Annotated in this window: 17 protein-coding genes and 2 pseudogenes; 9 read left to right on the top strand and 10 right to left on the bottom strand. The window is 59.9% G+C overall.

The genetic code is table 11. The features are described 5' to 3' along the window. Positions 1–6: 6 nt before the first annotated feature. A complete protein-coding gene (locus IB266_RS26060) occupies positions 7–489 on the bottom strand; it encodes an Lrp/AsnC family transcriptional regulator (RefSeq protein WP_192263342.1) in 483 nt (160 codons plus the stop codon). 144 nt (positions 490–633) lie between these two features. Between IB266_RS26060 and IB266_RS26055 the strand changes: the two genes are divergently transcribed. The 5 genes and pseudogenes from IB266_RS26055 (at position 634) to IB266_RS26035 (ending at position 3119) form a co-directional block, all read left to right on the top strand. Continuing rightward, positions 634–1263: a LysE family translocator gene (locus IB266_RS26055; RefSeq protein ID WP_192263340.1), complete on the top strand. Its 630-nt coding sequence runs from the start codon at positions 634–636 to the stop codon at positions 1261–1263. A 299-nt stretch (positions 1264–1562) separates the two neighbouring features. Continuing rightward, positions 1563–1865, top strand: coding sequence for a type II toxin-antitoxin system HigB family toxin (locus IB266_RS26050; RefSeq protein ID WP_092332753.1), 303 nt, complete (start codon positions 1563–1565; stop codon positions 1863–1865). Beyond that, a complete protein-coding gene (locus IB266_RS26045; RefSeq protein WP_092204408.1) occupies positions 1865–2224 on the top strand; it encodes a helix-turn-helix domain-containing protein in 360 nt (119 codons plus the stop codon). The genes IB266_RS26050 and IB266_RS26045 overlap by 1 nt, the downstream gene beginning before the upstream one ends. Before the next feature lie 267 nt (positions 2225–2491). Continuing rightward, positions 2492–2668: pseudogene (locus IB266_RS30805) on the top strand (type II toxin-antitoxin system HicA family toxin); the annotation flags it as partial. Between the two features lie 40 nt (positions 2669–2708). Further along, a complete protein-coding gene (locus tag IB266_RS26035) occupies positions 2709–3119 on the top strand; it encodes a type II toxin-antitoxin system HicB family antitoxin (RefSeq protein WP_192263465.1) in 411 nt (136 codons plus the stop codon). A 120-nt stretch (positions 3120–3239) separates the two neighbouring features. Here the strand turns inward: IB266_RS26035 and IB266_RS26030 are convergent, their stop codons facing one another. Continuing rightward, positions 3240–3386, bottom strand: a complete 147-nt coding sequence (locus IB266_RS26030; protein WP_192263336.1) for a hypothetical protein — start codon at positions 3384–3386, stop codon at positions 3240–3242. A 176-nt stretch (positions 3387–3562) separates the two neighbouring features. Here IB266_RS26030 and IB266_RS26025 point away from each other — a divergent pair, with 176 nt between their 5' ends. After that, on the top strand, positions 3563–3967 hold the full coding sequence (locus IB266_RS26025; RefSeq protein ID WP_060738790.1) for a low affinity iron permease family protein: 405 nt from the start codon (positions 3563–3565) through the stop codon (positions 3965–3967). 96 nt (positions 3968–4063) lie between these two features. Here the strand turns inward: IB266_RS26025 and IB266_RS26020 are convergent, their stop codons facing one another. The 3 genes and pseudogenes from IB266_RS26020 to IB266_RS31290 form a co-directional block, all read right to left on the bottom strand. Next, the gene (locus IB266_RS26020; protein WP_060738791.1) at positions 4064–4567 is read right to left on the bottom strand and encodes a DUF4142 domain-containing protein; all 504 of its coding nucleotides are present in this window, start codon (positions 4565–4567) and stop codon (positions 4064–4066) included. A 328-nt stretch (positions 4568–4895) separates the two neighbouring features. Beyond that, complete coding sequence (locus tag IB266_RS26010) at positions 4896–6245, bottom strand: GGDEF domain-containing protein (RefSeq protein WP_192263331.1); 1350 nt, start codon at positions 6243–6245, stop codon at positions 4896–4898. Between the two features lie 231 nt (positions 6246–6476). Continuing rightward, positions 6477–6560: pseudogene (locus tag IB266_RS31290) on the bottom strand (glutathione transferase); the annotation flags it as partial. 257 nt (positions 6561–6817) lie between these two features. On the opposite strand from IB266_RS31290, the gene IB266_RS26005 reads away from it, so the two are divergent. Together IB266_RS26005 and IB266_RS26000 are read left to right on the top strand one after the other, a co-directional pair. Next, a complete protein-coding gene (locus IB266_RS26005; RefSeq protein WP_192263329.1) occupies positions 6818–8053 on the top strand; it encodes an aminotransferase class I/II-fold pyridoxal phosphate-dependent enzyme in 1236 nt (411 codons plus the stop codon). Between the two features lie 13 nt (positions 8054–8066). Continuing rightward, positions 8067–9230: an MFS transporter gene (locus tag IB266_RS26000; RefSeq protein WP_192263327.1), complete on the top strand. Its 1164-nt coding sequence runs from the start codon at positions 8067–8069 to the stop codon at positions 9228–9230. Here IB266_RS26000 and yiaY read toward each other — a convergent pair. Continuing rightward, positions 9227–10375, bottom strand: coding sequence for an L-threonine dehydrogenase (yiaY, locus tag IB266_RS25995; RefSeq protein WP_192263325.1), 1149 nt, complete (start codon positions 10373–10375; stop codon positions 9227–9229). The two genes, IB266_RS26000 and yiaY, sit on opposite strands and share 4 nt — an antisense overlap. Positions 10376–10515: 140 nt before the next feature. Here yiaY and IB266_RS25990 point away from each other — a divergent pair, with 140 nt between their 5' ends. Then, on the top strand, positions 10516–11535 hold the full coding sequence (locus IB266_RS25990; protein ID WP_192263323.1) for a DUF4917 family protein: 1020 nt from the start codon (positions 10516–10518) through the stop codon (positions 11533–11535). Between the two features lie 169 nt (positions 11536–11704). Here the strand turns inward: IB266_RS25990 and IB266_RS25985 are convergent, their stop codons facing one another. The 4 genes from IB266_RS25985 to IB266_RS25970 all read right to left on the bottom strand — a co-directional run bounded on the left by IB266_RS25985 (position 11705) and on the right by IB266_RS25970 (position 14974). After that, entirely contained in the window at positions 11705–12049 is a 345-nt protein-coding gene (locus tag IB266_RS25985) for a YegP family protein (RefSeq protein ID WP_092172614.1), read from the bottom strand. 71 nt (positions 12050–12120) lie between these two features. Then, entirely contained in the window at positions 12121–12702 is a 582-nt protein-coding gene (locus IB266_RS25980) for a DJ-1/PfpI family protein (RefSeq protein WP_192263321.1), read from the bottom strand. A 224-nt stretch (positions 12703–12926) separates the two neighbouring features. After that, entirely contained in the window at positions 12927–14144 is a 1218-nt protein-coding gene (locus tag IB266_RS25975) for a class I SAM-dependent methyltransferase (protein ID WP_192263319.1), read from the bottom strand. A gap of 212 nt (positions 14145–14356) precedes the next feature. Continuing rightward, positions 14357–14974 (bottom strand): TPM domain-containing protein, encoded by a 618-nt coding sequence (locus IB266_RS25970; protein WP_192263317.1) that lies wholly within the window; start codon positions 14972–14974, stop codon positions 14357–14359. Positions 14975–14992: the final 18 nt, after the last annotated feature.

Raw genomic sequence — 14992 nt, 5'->3', positions numbered from 1 at the left:
TGTCGTTCATTGCTCAGCCCCCGGCAAATGCCCCAACGGCAACGCTCCCGGCGTCTTCACCGTATGAATCGCAAAATTGCTCCGGATGTCACTCACCCCCGGCAACTTCAGCAGCCGCCCGGTGAGGAACCGGTCGTAGGCTCGTAGATCCGGCACCACCACTTGCAACAGGAAATCCGATTCCCCTGAGACCAGGAACGCCGAGATCACCTCCGGCAATGCCGTGACCGCCTGGCGAAACGCTTCGGCTTGTTCGTCGTTGTGTCGTTCGACCTTCACGCCAACAAAGATCGTCAGCCCGAGGCCCACTTCGTCGCGATCCAGGATGGCTTGGTAACCGCGAATGACACCGGCTTCTTCGAGCATCCGCACACGGCGCAGGCAGGGTGACGGGGACAGGCCGATTTCTTCGGCCAGTTGCACGTTGCTCAAGCGACCATCGCGCTGCAGCGCGGCGAGGATTTTGCGGTCGAAGGCATCCAGTTTCATGAGTTGGCAGTTTCCGATGGAATAGTGCGATTAGCTGGCAGATTATGCCAATTAATGAAGCTTTAGAAGCTGACTTCGCAACCACCTGCCCTGCCCTTCGGCCCTAGACTGGCACAACCAAATCGTCGATGAAGGGGGTGTGGCATGGCAGAGCTCTGGTTGTTCCTGATGGCCTTGATGGTGGTGTATGTGCTGCCTGGGCCGGACATGATCCTGCTGCTGCAAACCGGTGCCCGTCAGGGCAAGGGCGCGGCGCTGGCGACGGCGGTGGGCCTGGGCGTCGCCCGGGGATGTCATGTCGCGCTGGCCGCATTGGGGCTTTCGGCATTGTTCAAGACCGCGCCCTGGACCTTTGATGCGGTACGCCTGGCCGGGGCTGCCTACCTCTTATGGATCGGTTTTCAATGCCTGCGGACCACGTTGCTGCCAAGTTTTGAAGGAGCCGGTATCGAGGCCGGAAAGCGGCGTTGGTATCAGGCGATTCGGCGTGGGCTGCTGACCAATTTGCTCAACCCGAAGGCATTGCTGTTTTGCTCGGTGTTGTTGCCGCAGTTCATCGATCCACAGGGCGGACCGGTGTTGGGGCAGTTTGCGTCCCTGGGGGTGGTATTGGTCAGCGTGGGTTTGTTGTTTGATAGCGCCTACGCGCTGGTAGGTGTCGCGCTTGGGCGCTGGCTTCAACGCTCCCCTTCGGCCCAGCGTGTTCAGCAATGGTTGTTTGGGAGTCTTTTGATTGGGTTTGCGGTGCGGCTGACGTTTGTGCAGCAGGCCTAGTGCCTGTGGATAAGCTGATCGGACGGGATCTGGAGCGAAGCAAACCGGGGGCTGCTACGCAGCCCAGCGGGAGCAAGCTCCCTCGCCACGTGGCATCATCTGTCGTCATCACATTCCAAATGTCAGTAAATCGAACCAGGCGTCTTCTGATGTACTTCTTCACCATCGGGAATAGCGCACTAGCATGGGGTGCTAGGGGTCGAGCGGACCTTTCAGCCCCCTCAACTCCATTCCCATTAAGCACCATTTGCAATGGTGGGATGCTCAGACTAGACTCCTCCCAAAACGGGAGATAATGGGTGCGGATTATTGCGAGAGGTACCTTGCGGGAATTTTGGGAAAGTAATCCGGCTTATGCCGACTCTCAGATTCCACTGGTTGAATGGTATCGACACATGGAGAAAGCAACCTATCACACGCCTCAAGAGATTAAGGCAGAACTCGGAACAGCCAGCATTCTCAAAAGCAGCAGGGTTGTATTCAACATTGGCGGTAACAAATACCGAATCATTCTGGCGATCGACTATCAGCGCCAGCTCGGTTTTGTCCGGTTCGTCGGAACCCATGCCCAGTACGACCAAATTAATGCGGAGACCGTATGATGAACATCAAACCCATTCGCAGCCAAGACGACTTGAATGCAGCCTTTGCGCGCATCGAGCAACTCTGGGGTGCTGACGTCGGTTCGGCTGAAGGTGATGAGCTGGAAATCCTTGCCTTGCTAATCGAAAAATATGAGGACGAGCACTACCCAATGCCGCCTTCCGACCCAATTGAGGCCATCAAATTTCGGATGGACCAGCAAGGCTTGACCGCGCGCGACTTGGAACCGTTCCTCGGTTCGAGCGGGCGTGTATCTGAAGTGCTGAACCGCAAACGCAAACTGAGTCTGGCGATGATTAAACGCCTTCACGATGGATTGAGAATCCCTTACGAGAGCCTTTTGGCGGACGTTGCCTAATACGTGACGGCATCGACCAATCCTATCAACATCTCAAATAGAACCGGTCCATCGTGACCGGTTTTTCATGTCCTCGTTTTAGTCATCACCACCCTCATCACATCCTGAAATAACTCACTACGTCTCCCGCAGTCCTTACCAGGCGCGGCTTCTACACTTCGGAACAACCCACTCACCCACCCGCCAGTGTCGCCCCTGGTGGTTATAGTATTGATCATTAAATTTCAGTAGGTATAGTACCCACCAAGCACACCACACGGAGGTGTTGTGAATAGCCGATTTTTGATAAGCCAGATCATTGCAGACGGTTGGTATCTGGTGCGGGTTCGGGGCAGTCATCATCACGTCAAGCACCCGACCAAACCGGGGTTGGTCACGGTTCCTCATCCGAAGAAGGATCTGCTCAAGAAAACGGCCATCAGTATTTTGCAACAGGCGCTGCTTCAGACGGCCCATTGCGCGACGTTCCCGGAGGACGATGAATATGCTTTACCCGATTGCGATTTCCATGGGCGATGAAAAGCACGCCTGGGGGGTTGAAGTGCCGGATATCCCAGGGTGTTTTTCCGCAGGCGACGACCTCGACGAGGCCATGGCGATGGCGCGTGAGGCCATTGAGGGACATTTTGAAATTCTGGCTGAAGACGGCTCGCCGATTCCGCCGGCCAACACCGTTACCTTGCACGCCGCCAATCCGAAATATGCCGGCTGCACCTGGGCACTGGTGGACATTGATGTGACCAAATATCTGGGAAAGGCGCAGAAACTCAACATCACGTTGCCCGGTTATCTGCTCAATCGTATCGATGAATACGTGCTGCACCATCCTGAAGAGAAGAGCCGCTCCGGCTTCCTGGCGTCGGCAGCGCTGAAGGTGTTGCAACAAGGCCGGTGAGAAGCCGCCACCACCTGTGGGAGCGAGCTTGCTCACGATAGCGCCCTGTCAGCCAACATGGATGCTGCTGATCTGACGCCATCGCGAGCAAGCTCGCTCCCACAGGACTCAGCCAGACGGCTATTTTTTCTCCGCCCCGGACTCTTGCATCTGCACCGAAGACTTGGTGCCATCGGTGTTGTCCTTGGTCTCGTTATCCGAGTTGTCGAAACAGCCTTGCAGGGCGAAAAAGCAGCAGGCAAGGCAAAAAGTGCGGGCGAGATTCATGTTGGACTCCGATGCCGAGGGCTTTGAGCAGTGACCTGCGAGAGCGGCAATGGTTGCGACGGTCATCGTGCCGGACGATGAACGTCGACGGATGCTGGCGACTGGAATGTAAGTAGAATTTTCACCGCCTCGTTGCTGTCACACCAGACAGGTGCATCCAATAAGGAAACACGGCAATGGCGTTCGCAAAAATCGCTCAAAAACTGGCCCTCTGGGCGGGGAGCCCCAAGACATTCCTGGGGGCCATCGTGTTGTTGGCACTGTGGGCAGCCAGCGGACCTTTCTTCGGTTTTAACGACACCTGGCAATTGATCATCAACACCTCGACCACCATCATCACCTTCCTCATGGTGTTCCTGATCCAGAATACGCAGAACCGCGATACGGACATCCTGCATCTCAAGGTCGACGAATTATTGCGGGCGACCAAGGATGCACAGAACGCAATGCTCGGCCTCGAGTCGCTGGACCTCAAGCAACTGGAAGCGCTGAGAAAGCACTACCAGGACATGGGCAAAGACGAGGCCAAGAGCCTTGACGGCTTGGAACAAAAAAACAAAATCGACCTGAACCAGTGCTGATGCCTGTGCACGCGTGCTGTCAGGCCTTTTTTCGGCGGGCAAGATCAACCGGGACGCTAGCGCCCCGGTCCTGAATGTAAAAGCAGATCCGGCAGATCAACGGCTGGCCTGCAGCGCCCTGGCCATTTCGAGATGGGTCTGCAACTTGGGCAGGGTTTCGTCGGCGAAGGCCTTGATCTCTGGTACTTCGGTGGTCTGGGCCTGCTGCTGGATTTGCGCGATGGCCTCCTCGGTAGCCTTGACCTGGCTGGCGGCATACGCGGCTTCGAACGACTCGCCTTCCGTGACCTGTGGCATCAAGGCCTTGGCCTTGTCGGCCACTTCCTCCCGGGGGGCGACAGGCAAGTCGAGCTTCTTGGCGATCTTCGCCAGATGTTGATTGGCGGTGGTGCGGTCGTTGATCACCATAATGGTGTAGTCCTTGACCTCCCTGGATTCGGCTTTTGCGTGGGCCATGCGACTTGTCTCGATGTCGGCCATGCCCTTGGCGGAAGCATCGTCGATGAATTCGGCAGGCGATTGGGCCCAGGCACTGTTGGCACCCAGGCCCATCAGCACGACGAGACTGGTGGTGCGAAAAAAGCTGGCCATACGGCTCATGGTCGCGCCCTCCTCTAATAAAAGTTCTGGTGGGTTATCCACCGTTGAATCAGAACCAGCCATGAATATTCAGCGAGACGTCCGACCCAGCTTTCGACGGGCTTCTATCGACGGTCGTGATGGCGGTTCTCCCACCTTTGCGACCTGCTTCAGACACCTTCGTTCGATCATGAGCAATGTTTGTCGGATAAACATTGCTTGAACCAGGCATGGTTCAGCCCTCCGTATTCGTTAATGCCGGGCACGCAGGCCCCGTCTTGTATTCGAATGGGATACACGCTGAAGGTTTGAGAAAGGTGCTGGCGCCACGACGAACGGTGACGCACGATCAAATACCAAACGCCCGGTGATTGTGGCGTTTGGCGGCGTACATCGCCTCGTCGGCGTGGCGGAACAGCGCGATATCTTCAGTGCCATGGTCGGGGAAACAGGCCACGCCGATGCTCGGCTCGATGCTCAGGCAGTGCCCGTCCAGACGCAGCGGCTGGACCAGTGCATGGTGGATTTTTTCCTGCACGCTGCGGGCATCCTCCAAGGCCTGGATGCTGTGCAGCAGGACCACGAACTCGTCTCCGCCGATGCGCGCCACGGTGTCGGTGTCGCGGATACAGCCCTTGATACGACTGGCCACCGCCTGTAACAGCATGTCGCCCACTCCGTGGCCATAGGTGTCGTTGACCTGTTTGAAACGATCCAGGTCGATATACAGCAAAGCCATGCGCCCGGATGCGGCGCGGGCGGTCGCCAGTGCGCACTTGAAACGTTCACGGAGCAATTCGCGGTTGGGCACCTGGGTCAACTGATCGTACTGAGCCATGTGCTGCAACCGGGCGTGCAACTGCTTGCGCTCGATGGCAATGGTGATCTGTGCGCAGACGTATTGCAGCAGTTCCTTGTCCTGTTCGGTGTAGCGCTCGTTGTCCGGCGCACTCTTGACGATCAATGCGCCAATCGTGCCGTTCTGCGAATTCAGCGGCACACCCAGCCAACACGGCGCGTCCGGCTGCGCCACCAGGTCGTCGAACCCCGCTGGCAACGAGCTGCCACCGGGCGTCAGCAGGATCGGCTGGCCGCTGCGAATCACCTCGGCGCACAAACGCCCGGTGACCGTGCCCGGCAACTCAGGCTGCCCTTCCCGATCATCGACGTGATAGGGGAAGTTCAACTGCGAACATTGTTCGTCATACAGCGCCACCGAGAAATTCAGCGCCGGCAGCCACTCACCGATAATCAGGTGGACGCGCTTGAACAGCGCCAGCAAGTCAGCCGCGGCATGGGCCGCCTCGGAAATCGCATACAACGCCGCCTGCCGGGACTCGGCCTGCTTGCGTTCAGTGATGTCCCGGGCCACGGCAATGCGCAGTTGGTCCACCGGCGACCAGCGCGCCGACCACAGGATGTGTACCACCCGCCCGTCCTTGCGCAGGTAGCGATTCTCGAAATTGAGCTTGGGCTCGCCCTCCATGATCTCCCGCGCCGCCTCGAGGGTCCGCTGGCGGTCGGCAGGGTGCACCAGATCGATCATTGGCTGGCCGATCAGCTCCTGCGGCGTGTAGCCGAAAATGCGCTCGCAGGCGGCACTGACAAACACGAAGCGCCCTTGACCGTCGACGGCACACACGGCGTCCAGCAGAAGGTCGATGTAGCTGGCCAGCGGCGCGGAACTTGAAGTGTCCATGGGGCTGGAGGTCATCCGGATAATGCAACGGTGAGCGAAGCGGGCGATGGTCAGTTCGTGACGCTGTACAGCGAGGGAGACCGACGCGCCCAATACCGATGAGGATAGCGCAGGCGATCAGACTTAAGGGGATGAAACGCCTGGCAGGCGCTGCCACTCGACTCGACCCAGCCCATCACGGCTCCGTAAAAAACACCATGCAGGCATACAGTGCTTGTCGACAGGCCTTCAGCCGCGACGCCAGGTCGCCATAAAAACCACACTGCGATCCAGATCGCTGACGGCAAGGGTCAGATGATTAAGGTCTGAGAGCATCAGCAAGCAATCTTCAGAAAAGAGTGATCACCCAGCAGGCTTGGGGCAAATCCGTGGTGTTCCCGAGCTCCGACAGCGTCGATGGATTCCCCGGCCAGGGTCCTAGGCAAAGTCCTACGTTGAACTCTCCAGTGACACTCAAACACGCCGGAAACAGCCGATTCAAAGCCCTGCACAACAATCTGTAAAGTCTGGAAACACACCGCTATCGCAACACCCCACGGACAGCACCATTAACCAAGGAATGTAATCGCACCATGGACCAGACTGCTCAACCACCTCATTACTTCACCAACTACCGCAAGCTCATTTCCCTCGCTGACCAGGATTGGCAGGGCACCGAGGCCGGAAAAATCTCAGGGCTGAATGTCGAGGTCAAGACACCCAATGTGCTGGTCGACCAATACGGTCGGACCTTTCATCACTTCTGTACCACGTCCTACCTGGGCCTGGACTATCACCCCGCGCTGCTGGACGGCGCCATGACCGCCCTGTGGGAAGCCGGGACCCTGCGGGTCGCCAACTCAAGGAATCGCTGCAAGCTGGCGATCCTGGACCAGTACGAAAGCCAATTGTCGGAGCTGTTCGGCGCCAGTTGCCTCAGTGCCCTGTCTTGCAGTGCGGCAAGCGCCGGGATCCTGCCGTTGCTGGCCAGCGGCGCATTCACCCACCATCGCGCGCCCGTCATGGTGTTCGACAAACACGCCCATTATTCGATGAACCACAGCAAGGCCGCCTGCGCCGACGAAACCCAGGTCATCACCTGCCCGCACAATGACATGGACTTCATCGAAGACGTGTGCAAACGCCAGCGCGACGTGGCGTATGTGGCCGACGGCGCCTACAGCATGGGCGGGATGGCGGACCTGGACAGCCTGATGTATCTCAAGCAGCGCTATGGCTTGTTTCTTTACCTGGACGACTCCCACGCCCTGTCTGCCGTCGGAGAATCCGGTGCCGGCCTGGTCCGTTCGCGCATCCCGGCGGTGGACGAGCGCACCCTGATCGTTGCCTCGCTGGCCAAGTCATTCGGTGCCAGCGGCGGGCTGGTCATGTTTGGCTGTGAACAGTACAAGGCGCTGGTGCAGCGCTACGGTGGGCCGAGCAATTGGTCCCAGAGCCTGAACGCGGCGGCCATTGGTGCCGGCATGGCGTCGATCCGCCTGCACCGCAGCCGCGAATTCAGTGCCTTGCAGGAGCGTTTGCAGGCTAATATCCGCCTCTTCGACAGCCTCGTGCGGACCGGACAGCGCGGCACACCCATGGCGATCCGTATGGTGCCTTGCGGTGAAGCGGCCCTGGCCAACAGCCTGGCGGTCGAACTGGCCGAACGGGGGTATTTCACCTCGGCGGTATTTTTCCCCGTGGTGCCGCAAGGCAAGGCTGCCATCCGCATTACCCTGCGCGCCGACATGGAGCCGGACGTGATTCGCTCGTTTTGTGAAACGATCACCGAACTGCTGCTGACCCACGGGCGTGACCTCCGCCCTTGAGACAGGACGCTCGATGAAGAACCGTACAACCCTGATCCTCACCTGCACCACCGTTTTCCTGGCACAACTGGGCATGAGCATCTACTTGCCGGCCCTGCCCACTATCGCCCGGGACCTGGGTGCCGATGCGTCCCTGGTTTCCTGGGGCCTGTCGGTGTACCTGATCGGCATGGCGCTGCCCATGTTGCTGTGGGGCAGCCTGAGCCAGCGCTTGGGGCGCAAGCCGGTCTTGCTGGCGGCACTGGGGTTGTATGGCCTGGGCAACCTGGCCCTGCCGCTGGGCACAAGCGTGGAGGCGTTCCTGACGTTCAGGTTGATTCAGGGCATCGGTGCCAGCGGTATTTCGGTGATGGCGCGGGTCTTGATTCGCGACAGTTTCAGCGGCGACCTGCTGGCCAAGGCCCTGTCCTGGATATCGATCGCCTTTGTGGTTGCCCTCGGTATCGGCCAGTACCTGGGCTCGCTGATCCAGGCCGCTTTCGGCTGGGAGGCGATTTTCCATGGTTTGGGCGCCGTCAGCCTGGCCATGGCAGCGGCGGTGTCCCGGGCCAGGTTCCCGATGTTGGTGCACGCCAGCAATGGGCAATCGGCGTGGGGGATCTACGGGCAGATAGTCCGGCAACGCGCGTTCCTGCTGCCGGCCTTGGCCGGTGGGCTGGGTTACGGCGTGATCGTCGCTTTCAATACCGCCGCGCCGCTGATCCTGCAGGAAAGCTTCCACTGGTCGGCCATCGAATACGGCCTGCTGGGTTGGCCGATCAGTGCGGCGTACCTGTTCGGGGCGCTGGCGGTGAACGCGTTTGTGCTGCGCACCGGTCAACGGCGAATGATGGGCTGGGGCATCGCGCTGGTGCTGGGCGGCAGCATGACCATGCTGGCAGGCAGCCTCACCCTGAGCAGCATCGCGTTGCTCTTCTGGCTGCCGTATTGCTTCGCGGTGTTTGGTCAATCGTTGATCTACCCCATCAGCCTGTCCCTGGCCAACGCAGGCTCACCGGTGGCCGGCGCTTATGCCATGGCGTTGAGCGGGTTCCTGCATCAACTGATGGCCTCGGTGATCGGCGCCATGGCCAGCCTGTTGTTGAGCCAACAGGCCTGGCCGTTGGCGGCGTTGTGCGCGCTGCTGGGGGCGGCGGCGATGCTCTGTGTGAGGTTCGTGCCGCCCCGGGTCGCTTAGAACGCGCTGCGGAAAATCTCTTCGATCTGCCGCTGGTCCGCCGCCCGTGGGTTGGTCAGGCCGCACGCGTCTTTCAAGGCGTTGGCGGCCAGCAACGGTACGTCGTTGAGGCGCACGCCCAAGTCACGCAAACCGGCCGGAATGTCCACGTCATGGGCCAGGCTGCGGATCGTCGCAATAGCTTCCCGGGCCCCCTCTTCCGGGCTGAAGCCACGTGTATCGGCGCCCATGGCATGGGCCACGTCGCTCAGGCGAGCGGCGCACACCGAGGCGTTGAAACTCTGTACATGGGGCAACAACACCGCGTTGCACACGCCGTGAGGCAAGTCGTAAAAACCACCCAGTTGATGGGCCATGGCGTGCACGAACCCCAACGACGCATTGTTGAACGCCATCCCCGCGAGAAACTGCGCGTACGCCATGTTTTCCCGCGCCACCAGATCGTTGCCGTCGCGCACGGCCAGGCGCAGGTTATTGCTGATCAGGGTCATGGCCTTCAGGGCGCAGGCATCGGTAATCGGATTGGCGGCGGTGGACACATAAGCCTCGATCGCATGTGTCAGCGCATCCATGCCGGTGGCAGCCGTCAGGCCCTTGGGCATCGCCACCATCAGCGCCGGGTCGTTCACCGACATCAGCGGGGTCACGTTGCGATCGACGATGGCCATTTTCACGTGGCGTGTCTCGTCGGTGATGATGCAAAAGCGGGTCATTTCGCTGGCGGTGCCGGCCGTGGTGTTGATGGCGATCAGCGGCAATTGCGGCTTGCTCGAACGGTCGACGCCTTCATAGTCACGGATTTGCCCGCCATTGGTAGCGCACAGGGCGATGCCCTTGGCGCAATCGTGAGGGGAGCCGCCGCCCAGGGACACCACGAAATCGCACCGGTTCTCCATCAACAAACCCAGGCCGAGCTCGACATTGGCAATGCTCGGGTTGGGCTTGGCACCGTCAAAAATCACCGAATCGATGTCCTGCAGCGCCAGCAGTTCGGCCACCTTGCTGGCGACGCCGGCCTTGGCCAGCCCCACGTCAGTGACGATCAGCGCCTTGCGAAAGCCGTAGTTGCGGATGGCGGTCATCGCTTCATCCAGGCAACCCAGCCCCATGATGTTCACGGCGGGAATGAAAAAAGTACTGCTCATGGGGTCACACTCCTGGTAGAGGCCGGATCGGCAGGACCTACAGAATGACCCAGTAGTCACGACGCATCTTGATCTGGCTCAAGACTGGGGCGTGATAAAGTCGCGGCCTGCCTTTGCCACGTTTTGAGATGATCCTTGCGATGACCGATTTCCAGGAATACGACACCCGGCTCGAAGACTGGGAGGCCGTGCGCGCCGATACCGCCTTCAGCGGCCTGCTGGTGGGCAATGGGGCCAGCCGCGCGGTGTGGGACGATTTCGGCTATGACTCGCTGTTCGAAAACGCCCGCACCGTCGAGGAGAAACCCTTGAGCCCGTCGGAACTGAGCGTGTTCGACGCGATGCAGACCCGCAGTTTCGAACAGGTGCTCGGGGCGCTGAAAACCACCAGTCGGGTCAACAAGGCCCTGGCCGTCAGCTCCGCCGCCCCGCGTAACCGCTATTACGCGATCAAGGAAGCGCTGATCAACACCGTGCACGCAGTGCACATCCCGTGGCGGCTGGTGCAACCGTCGACCCTGGCGACGCTCAACCAGGAGCTGAGCCGCTACCGCACGGTGTTCACCACCAACTACGACCTGCTCAACTACTGGGCGATCCAGCATGGGGCCGAGACCATCAGCGACCTGTTCTTCGGCGATGATCACAGTTTCGACCTGAGCCAGGTGACCACGGACAAACCGCGCTTGCTGTACCTGCACGGTGGCTTGCACCTGGTGCGCAACCAGGACGGCACGGCGCGCAAGCTCACGTCCACCGAAGGCACCTTGCTGGGCAGTTTCGCCATCAACAACACGATCAAGACCCTCGACGACGTTCCGCTGTTCGTCAATGAAGGCCCCAGTGCCGACAAGCTCAAGACCATCCGCAGCAGCGATTACCTGTCGTTCTGCTACGACCAGTTGCTGGGCCATGGCGAAAACCTGTGCCTGTTCGGCCATGCCCTGGGCGAGCAGGACCGGCACATTGTCCACGCCCTGCGCCTGGCCGCACCGAAAACCGTGGCGATTTCGATCTACCCGCGCAGCCAGGCGTTCATCCAGCACCAGAAACGGCACTACGCCAAGGTGTTCCAGGGGCTGGAGGTGCAATTGCGCTTCTTCGATGCCAAGAGCCATCCACTGGGCGATCCGAAGCTGTCGGTGCCGGTGGAGGTTTAAAGGCAGGGTAAAAAACGTGTAGCGAGGGGATCTATTTGTGGGAGCAAAGCTTGCTCGCGATGAACAATGGCTCACTTAGCCTGCACAACCGCAGCGCCTGGATCGCGAGCAAGCTTTGCCCCCACACATGATGCCCCTCCATAGGCTACGCGCCCTTATTGCTGTCCCGTCAGAGCGCAGCCACGGTCTTGTCCTTGATGACCGTCGTCGGTCCGTTAGCCTTGACGCTGGCGATGCCTTTGTCCCGGGCAGCGTCCGATGAATACGCCTCACTGCTGCCAATCACTTCATGGTTGCCTGCCTTGAGGTTGAAGTACGGATGGCCATCCTTGGTGTTCTTGAGTTCATAGCGCTCGGCCAACGGGCTGTTTTTCTGCACCGCAGCAATGCCGCCGTCGACGCCGCTGCGGGTGGTGTACAGCTCGCTGGTCAAGATGGTCTCGGCGTTGGCCGCCTTGAGTACAAACCGAAACTGGCCACTGCTGCTTTTGCTGATTTCGTACCATCCGGACATGATTGTTCTCCAGGCAATGAGGGCATGTCCCGAGAGTAAAGACCCGCTGCGCTTGCCTTGCCAGTGCGTTATTACAAAGTGATGGCCGTGCCCAGCAGGGTCAGGAACCCCGCCAGCCAGTTCGGGTGCGCAGGCCAGGCCGGTGCGGTCACCAGGTTGCCCTGGACATGGCCTTCGGTCACCGGAATGTCGATATAGGTCCCGCCCGCCAGGCGTACTTCCGGGGCACACGCCGGGTAGGCGCTGCATTCGCGGCCCTCCAGGATGCCCGCCGCCGCCAGTAATTGCGCGCCGTGGCACACCGCGGCAATCGGCTTGCCCGCCAGGTCGAAATCGCGCACCAACTGCAGGACTTTTTCATTCAGGCGCAGGTATTCCGGCGCGCGACCGCCCGGCACCAATAACGCGTCGTAGTCGGCGGCTTCGACACCGGCGAAATCATGATTGAGGGCAAACAGGTGCCCCGGTTTTTCGCTGTAGGTCTGGTCGCCTTCAAAGTCGTGGATCGCCGTGCGCACGGTCTGCCCGGCCGTTTTGTCCGGGCACACTGCGTGCACAGTGTGGCCGATCATCTGCAACGCCTGGAACGGCACCATGACTTCATAATCTTCGACGTAATCGCCGACCAGCATCAGGATTTTCTTGGCGGCCATGGGTTGGGCTCCTTTGGAAATGCGTGAGGGGTGAACGCATTAAAGGTAGACCGGAGTATTGGCAGGCGAGCGATAACCGCTCATTACCTGACGGGATGCATACCCAAAGATACAAATTCTCCTGTGGGAGCAAAGCTTGCTCGCGATGACGTGGTGCTGGCAGTTGAACCGTGTCGCCCTCATCGCGAGCAAGCTTTGCTCCCACAGGGTTCGGTGTAGCTGCTTCAGGCGAGATAACCATCCGCCCGCAGTAGCGTTTCCAGGCAATGCTCGGTGATGTGGTAGAAGGCCTTGAGTGCTTCGATCTTTGCCAGCAGCTCGGTGGGATCCACAGGTTCGGCGCGTTTGACGGCCAGGATCATTTTGTTCTTGTTGGTGTGGTCCAGGGAGATGAACTCGAAGACCTTGGTCTCGTAGCCGCAGGCTTCCAGGAACAACGCCCGCAGACTGTCGGTGACCATTTCCGCCTGCTGGCCCAGGTGCAGACCGTATTGCAGCATCGGCTTGAGCAAGGCCGGGCTCTGGATCTGCAGGCGGATCTGCTTGTGGCAGCACGGCGAGCACATGATGATCGAGGCCCCCGAGCGAATGCCCATGTGGATCGCGTAGTCGGTGGCGATGTCGCAGGCATGCAAGGCAATCATCACATCCACCGCGCTCGGCGCCACGCTGCGCACGTCACCGTGCTGGAAACTCAGGCCCGGGTGCTCCAGCCGCGCGGCAGCTTCGTTGCACAGCTTGACCATGTCTTCACGCAGTTCGACACCGGTCACCACGCCTTCGGCCTGCAAGGTGTTGCGCAGATAATCGTGGATGGCGAAGGTCAGGTAGCCCTTGCCCGAACCGAAATCCGAGACCCGCACCGGTTGGTCCAGGGCCAGTGGCGAAGACGTCAGCGCGTGGCTGAAGACCTCGATGAACTTGTTGATTTGCTTCCACTTGCGCGACATCGCCGGAATCAGCTCGTGCTTGTGGTTGGTCACGCCCAGGTCGGCCAAAAATGGCCGGTTCAGGTCGAGGAAGCGATTTTTCTCGCGGTTGTGCTCGGCAGACGGCACTTCTCGCAGTTGCTGGGGCTTGCTCTTGAACAGCGAGCTTTTGCCCTTTTTGCTGTACTCCAACTGCGCCTCATCGGTGACCGCCAGCAAATGCGCATTTTTGAACGACGCTGGCAACAGCGCGGCGATGGTGTCCACGCCTTCGGCCAGCGGGAGATTCTTGGTGATGTCGCGAGTCTTGTAGCGGTAGACGAAGGACAGGCACAGCTGGTCCTTGACCGTCAGTTGCTTGATGATCAGCCGCTGGAGGTCCGCCTCATCCCCGACGTACTTGGCCAGCACCAGTTTGATGAAAGCGTTTTGTTCAAGGCTGGTGTGCAGCAGTTCGATGAACTGGGCGTGATGATCCGGCGCGGGACGGGCTGGAGTTGCGGTGGCGGACATGGACAAGCGGCCTCGGGGCGGGCGGATCGGGAATGCCGGTATTTTAGGGGGGATGGGCAGCGAGGGCACGGAAAAGTTGGTGTGGCGAGCAGTAGCCTCTGTGGGAGCAAGGCTTGCCCGCGATGAATACGCCGCGATTCGGCAGGCAAAACCGAGTCATCGTTCATCGCGAGCAAGCTTTGCTCCCACAGGCTTGTGCCGACAGGAAACTTTCAGCCCAGCACCACCAACCGATTCGGCAGCTCATTGCGCTCATGAGTCACCGGCACATGTTCCTTGAGCAATTCGCCACAGGCCGCGATGCAAGTCACGAAGCCTTCCAGCGTCTGCCCCTGGCGGACCTGCTGGGTGAACGTCGCGACGATGGCGTCCCAGCATGTGTTGTCCAGGTGTTTGGAAATGCCTTCATCGACGAGGATTTCCACATACCGCTCGGCCTCGCAGACAAAGATCAGCACGCCCGTGCTGCCCACGGTGTGGTGCAGGTTTTGCTCGAGAAATTGCCGGCGTGCCAGGTTGGAGGCCCGCCAGTGACGCACGGAACGGGGAATCAGGAGGGTGGTGATCCTTGGGATGCGAAACACCAGGCACAACACGATGAAACTGACCCACTGCACCAGCAACAGGCTGTGCAGGGCCAACCAACCGGTGAGGTAATGGACCGCGCCGGGCACCACCAGCGCCAGCAGGCTCGCCCATAGCAGTGGGATGTAAGCGTAGTCGTCGGCGCGGGCGGCCAGCACCGTGACCAGTTCGGCGTCGGTATGCCGCTCGACCCGGGCGATGGCCTCGGCGACCTTGCGTTGTTCGTGTTCAGTCAGTAATGCCATGGTTAAAAGTGCCTGCTC

The sequence above is a fragment of the Pseudomonas sp. Pdm06 genome (assembly GCF_014851795.1).
In the GTDB taxonomy this organism is placed as follows: Bacteria; Pseudomonadota; Gammaproteobacteria; order Pseudomonadales; family Pseudomonadaceae; genus Aquipseudomonas; species Aquipseudomonas fluorescens_AA.
This window is presented reverse-complemented; position numbering and strand designations above follow the sequence as displayed.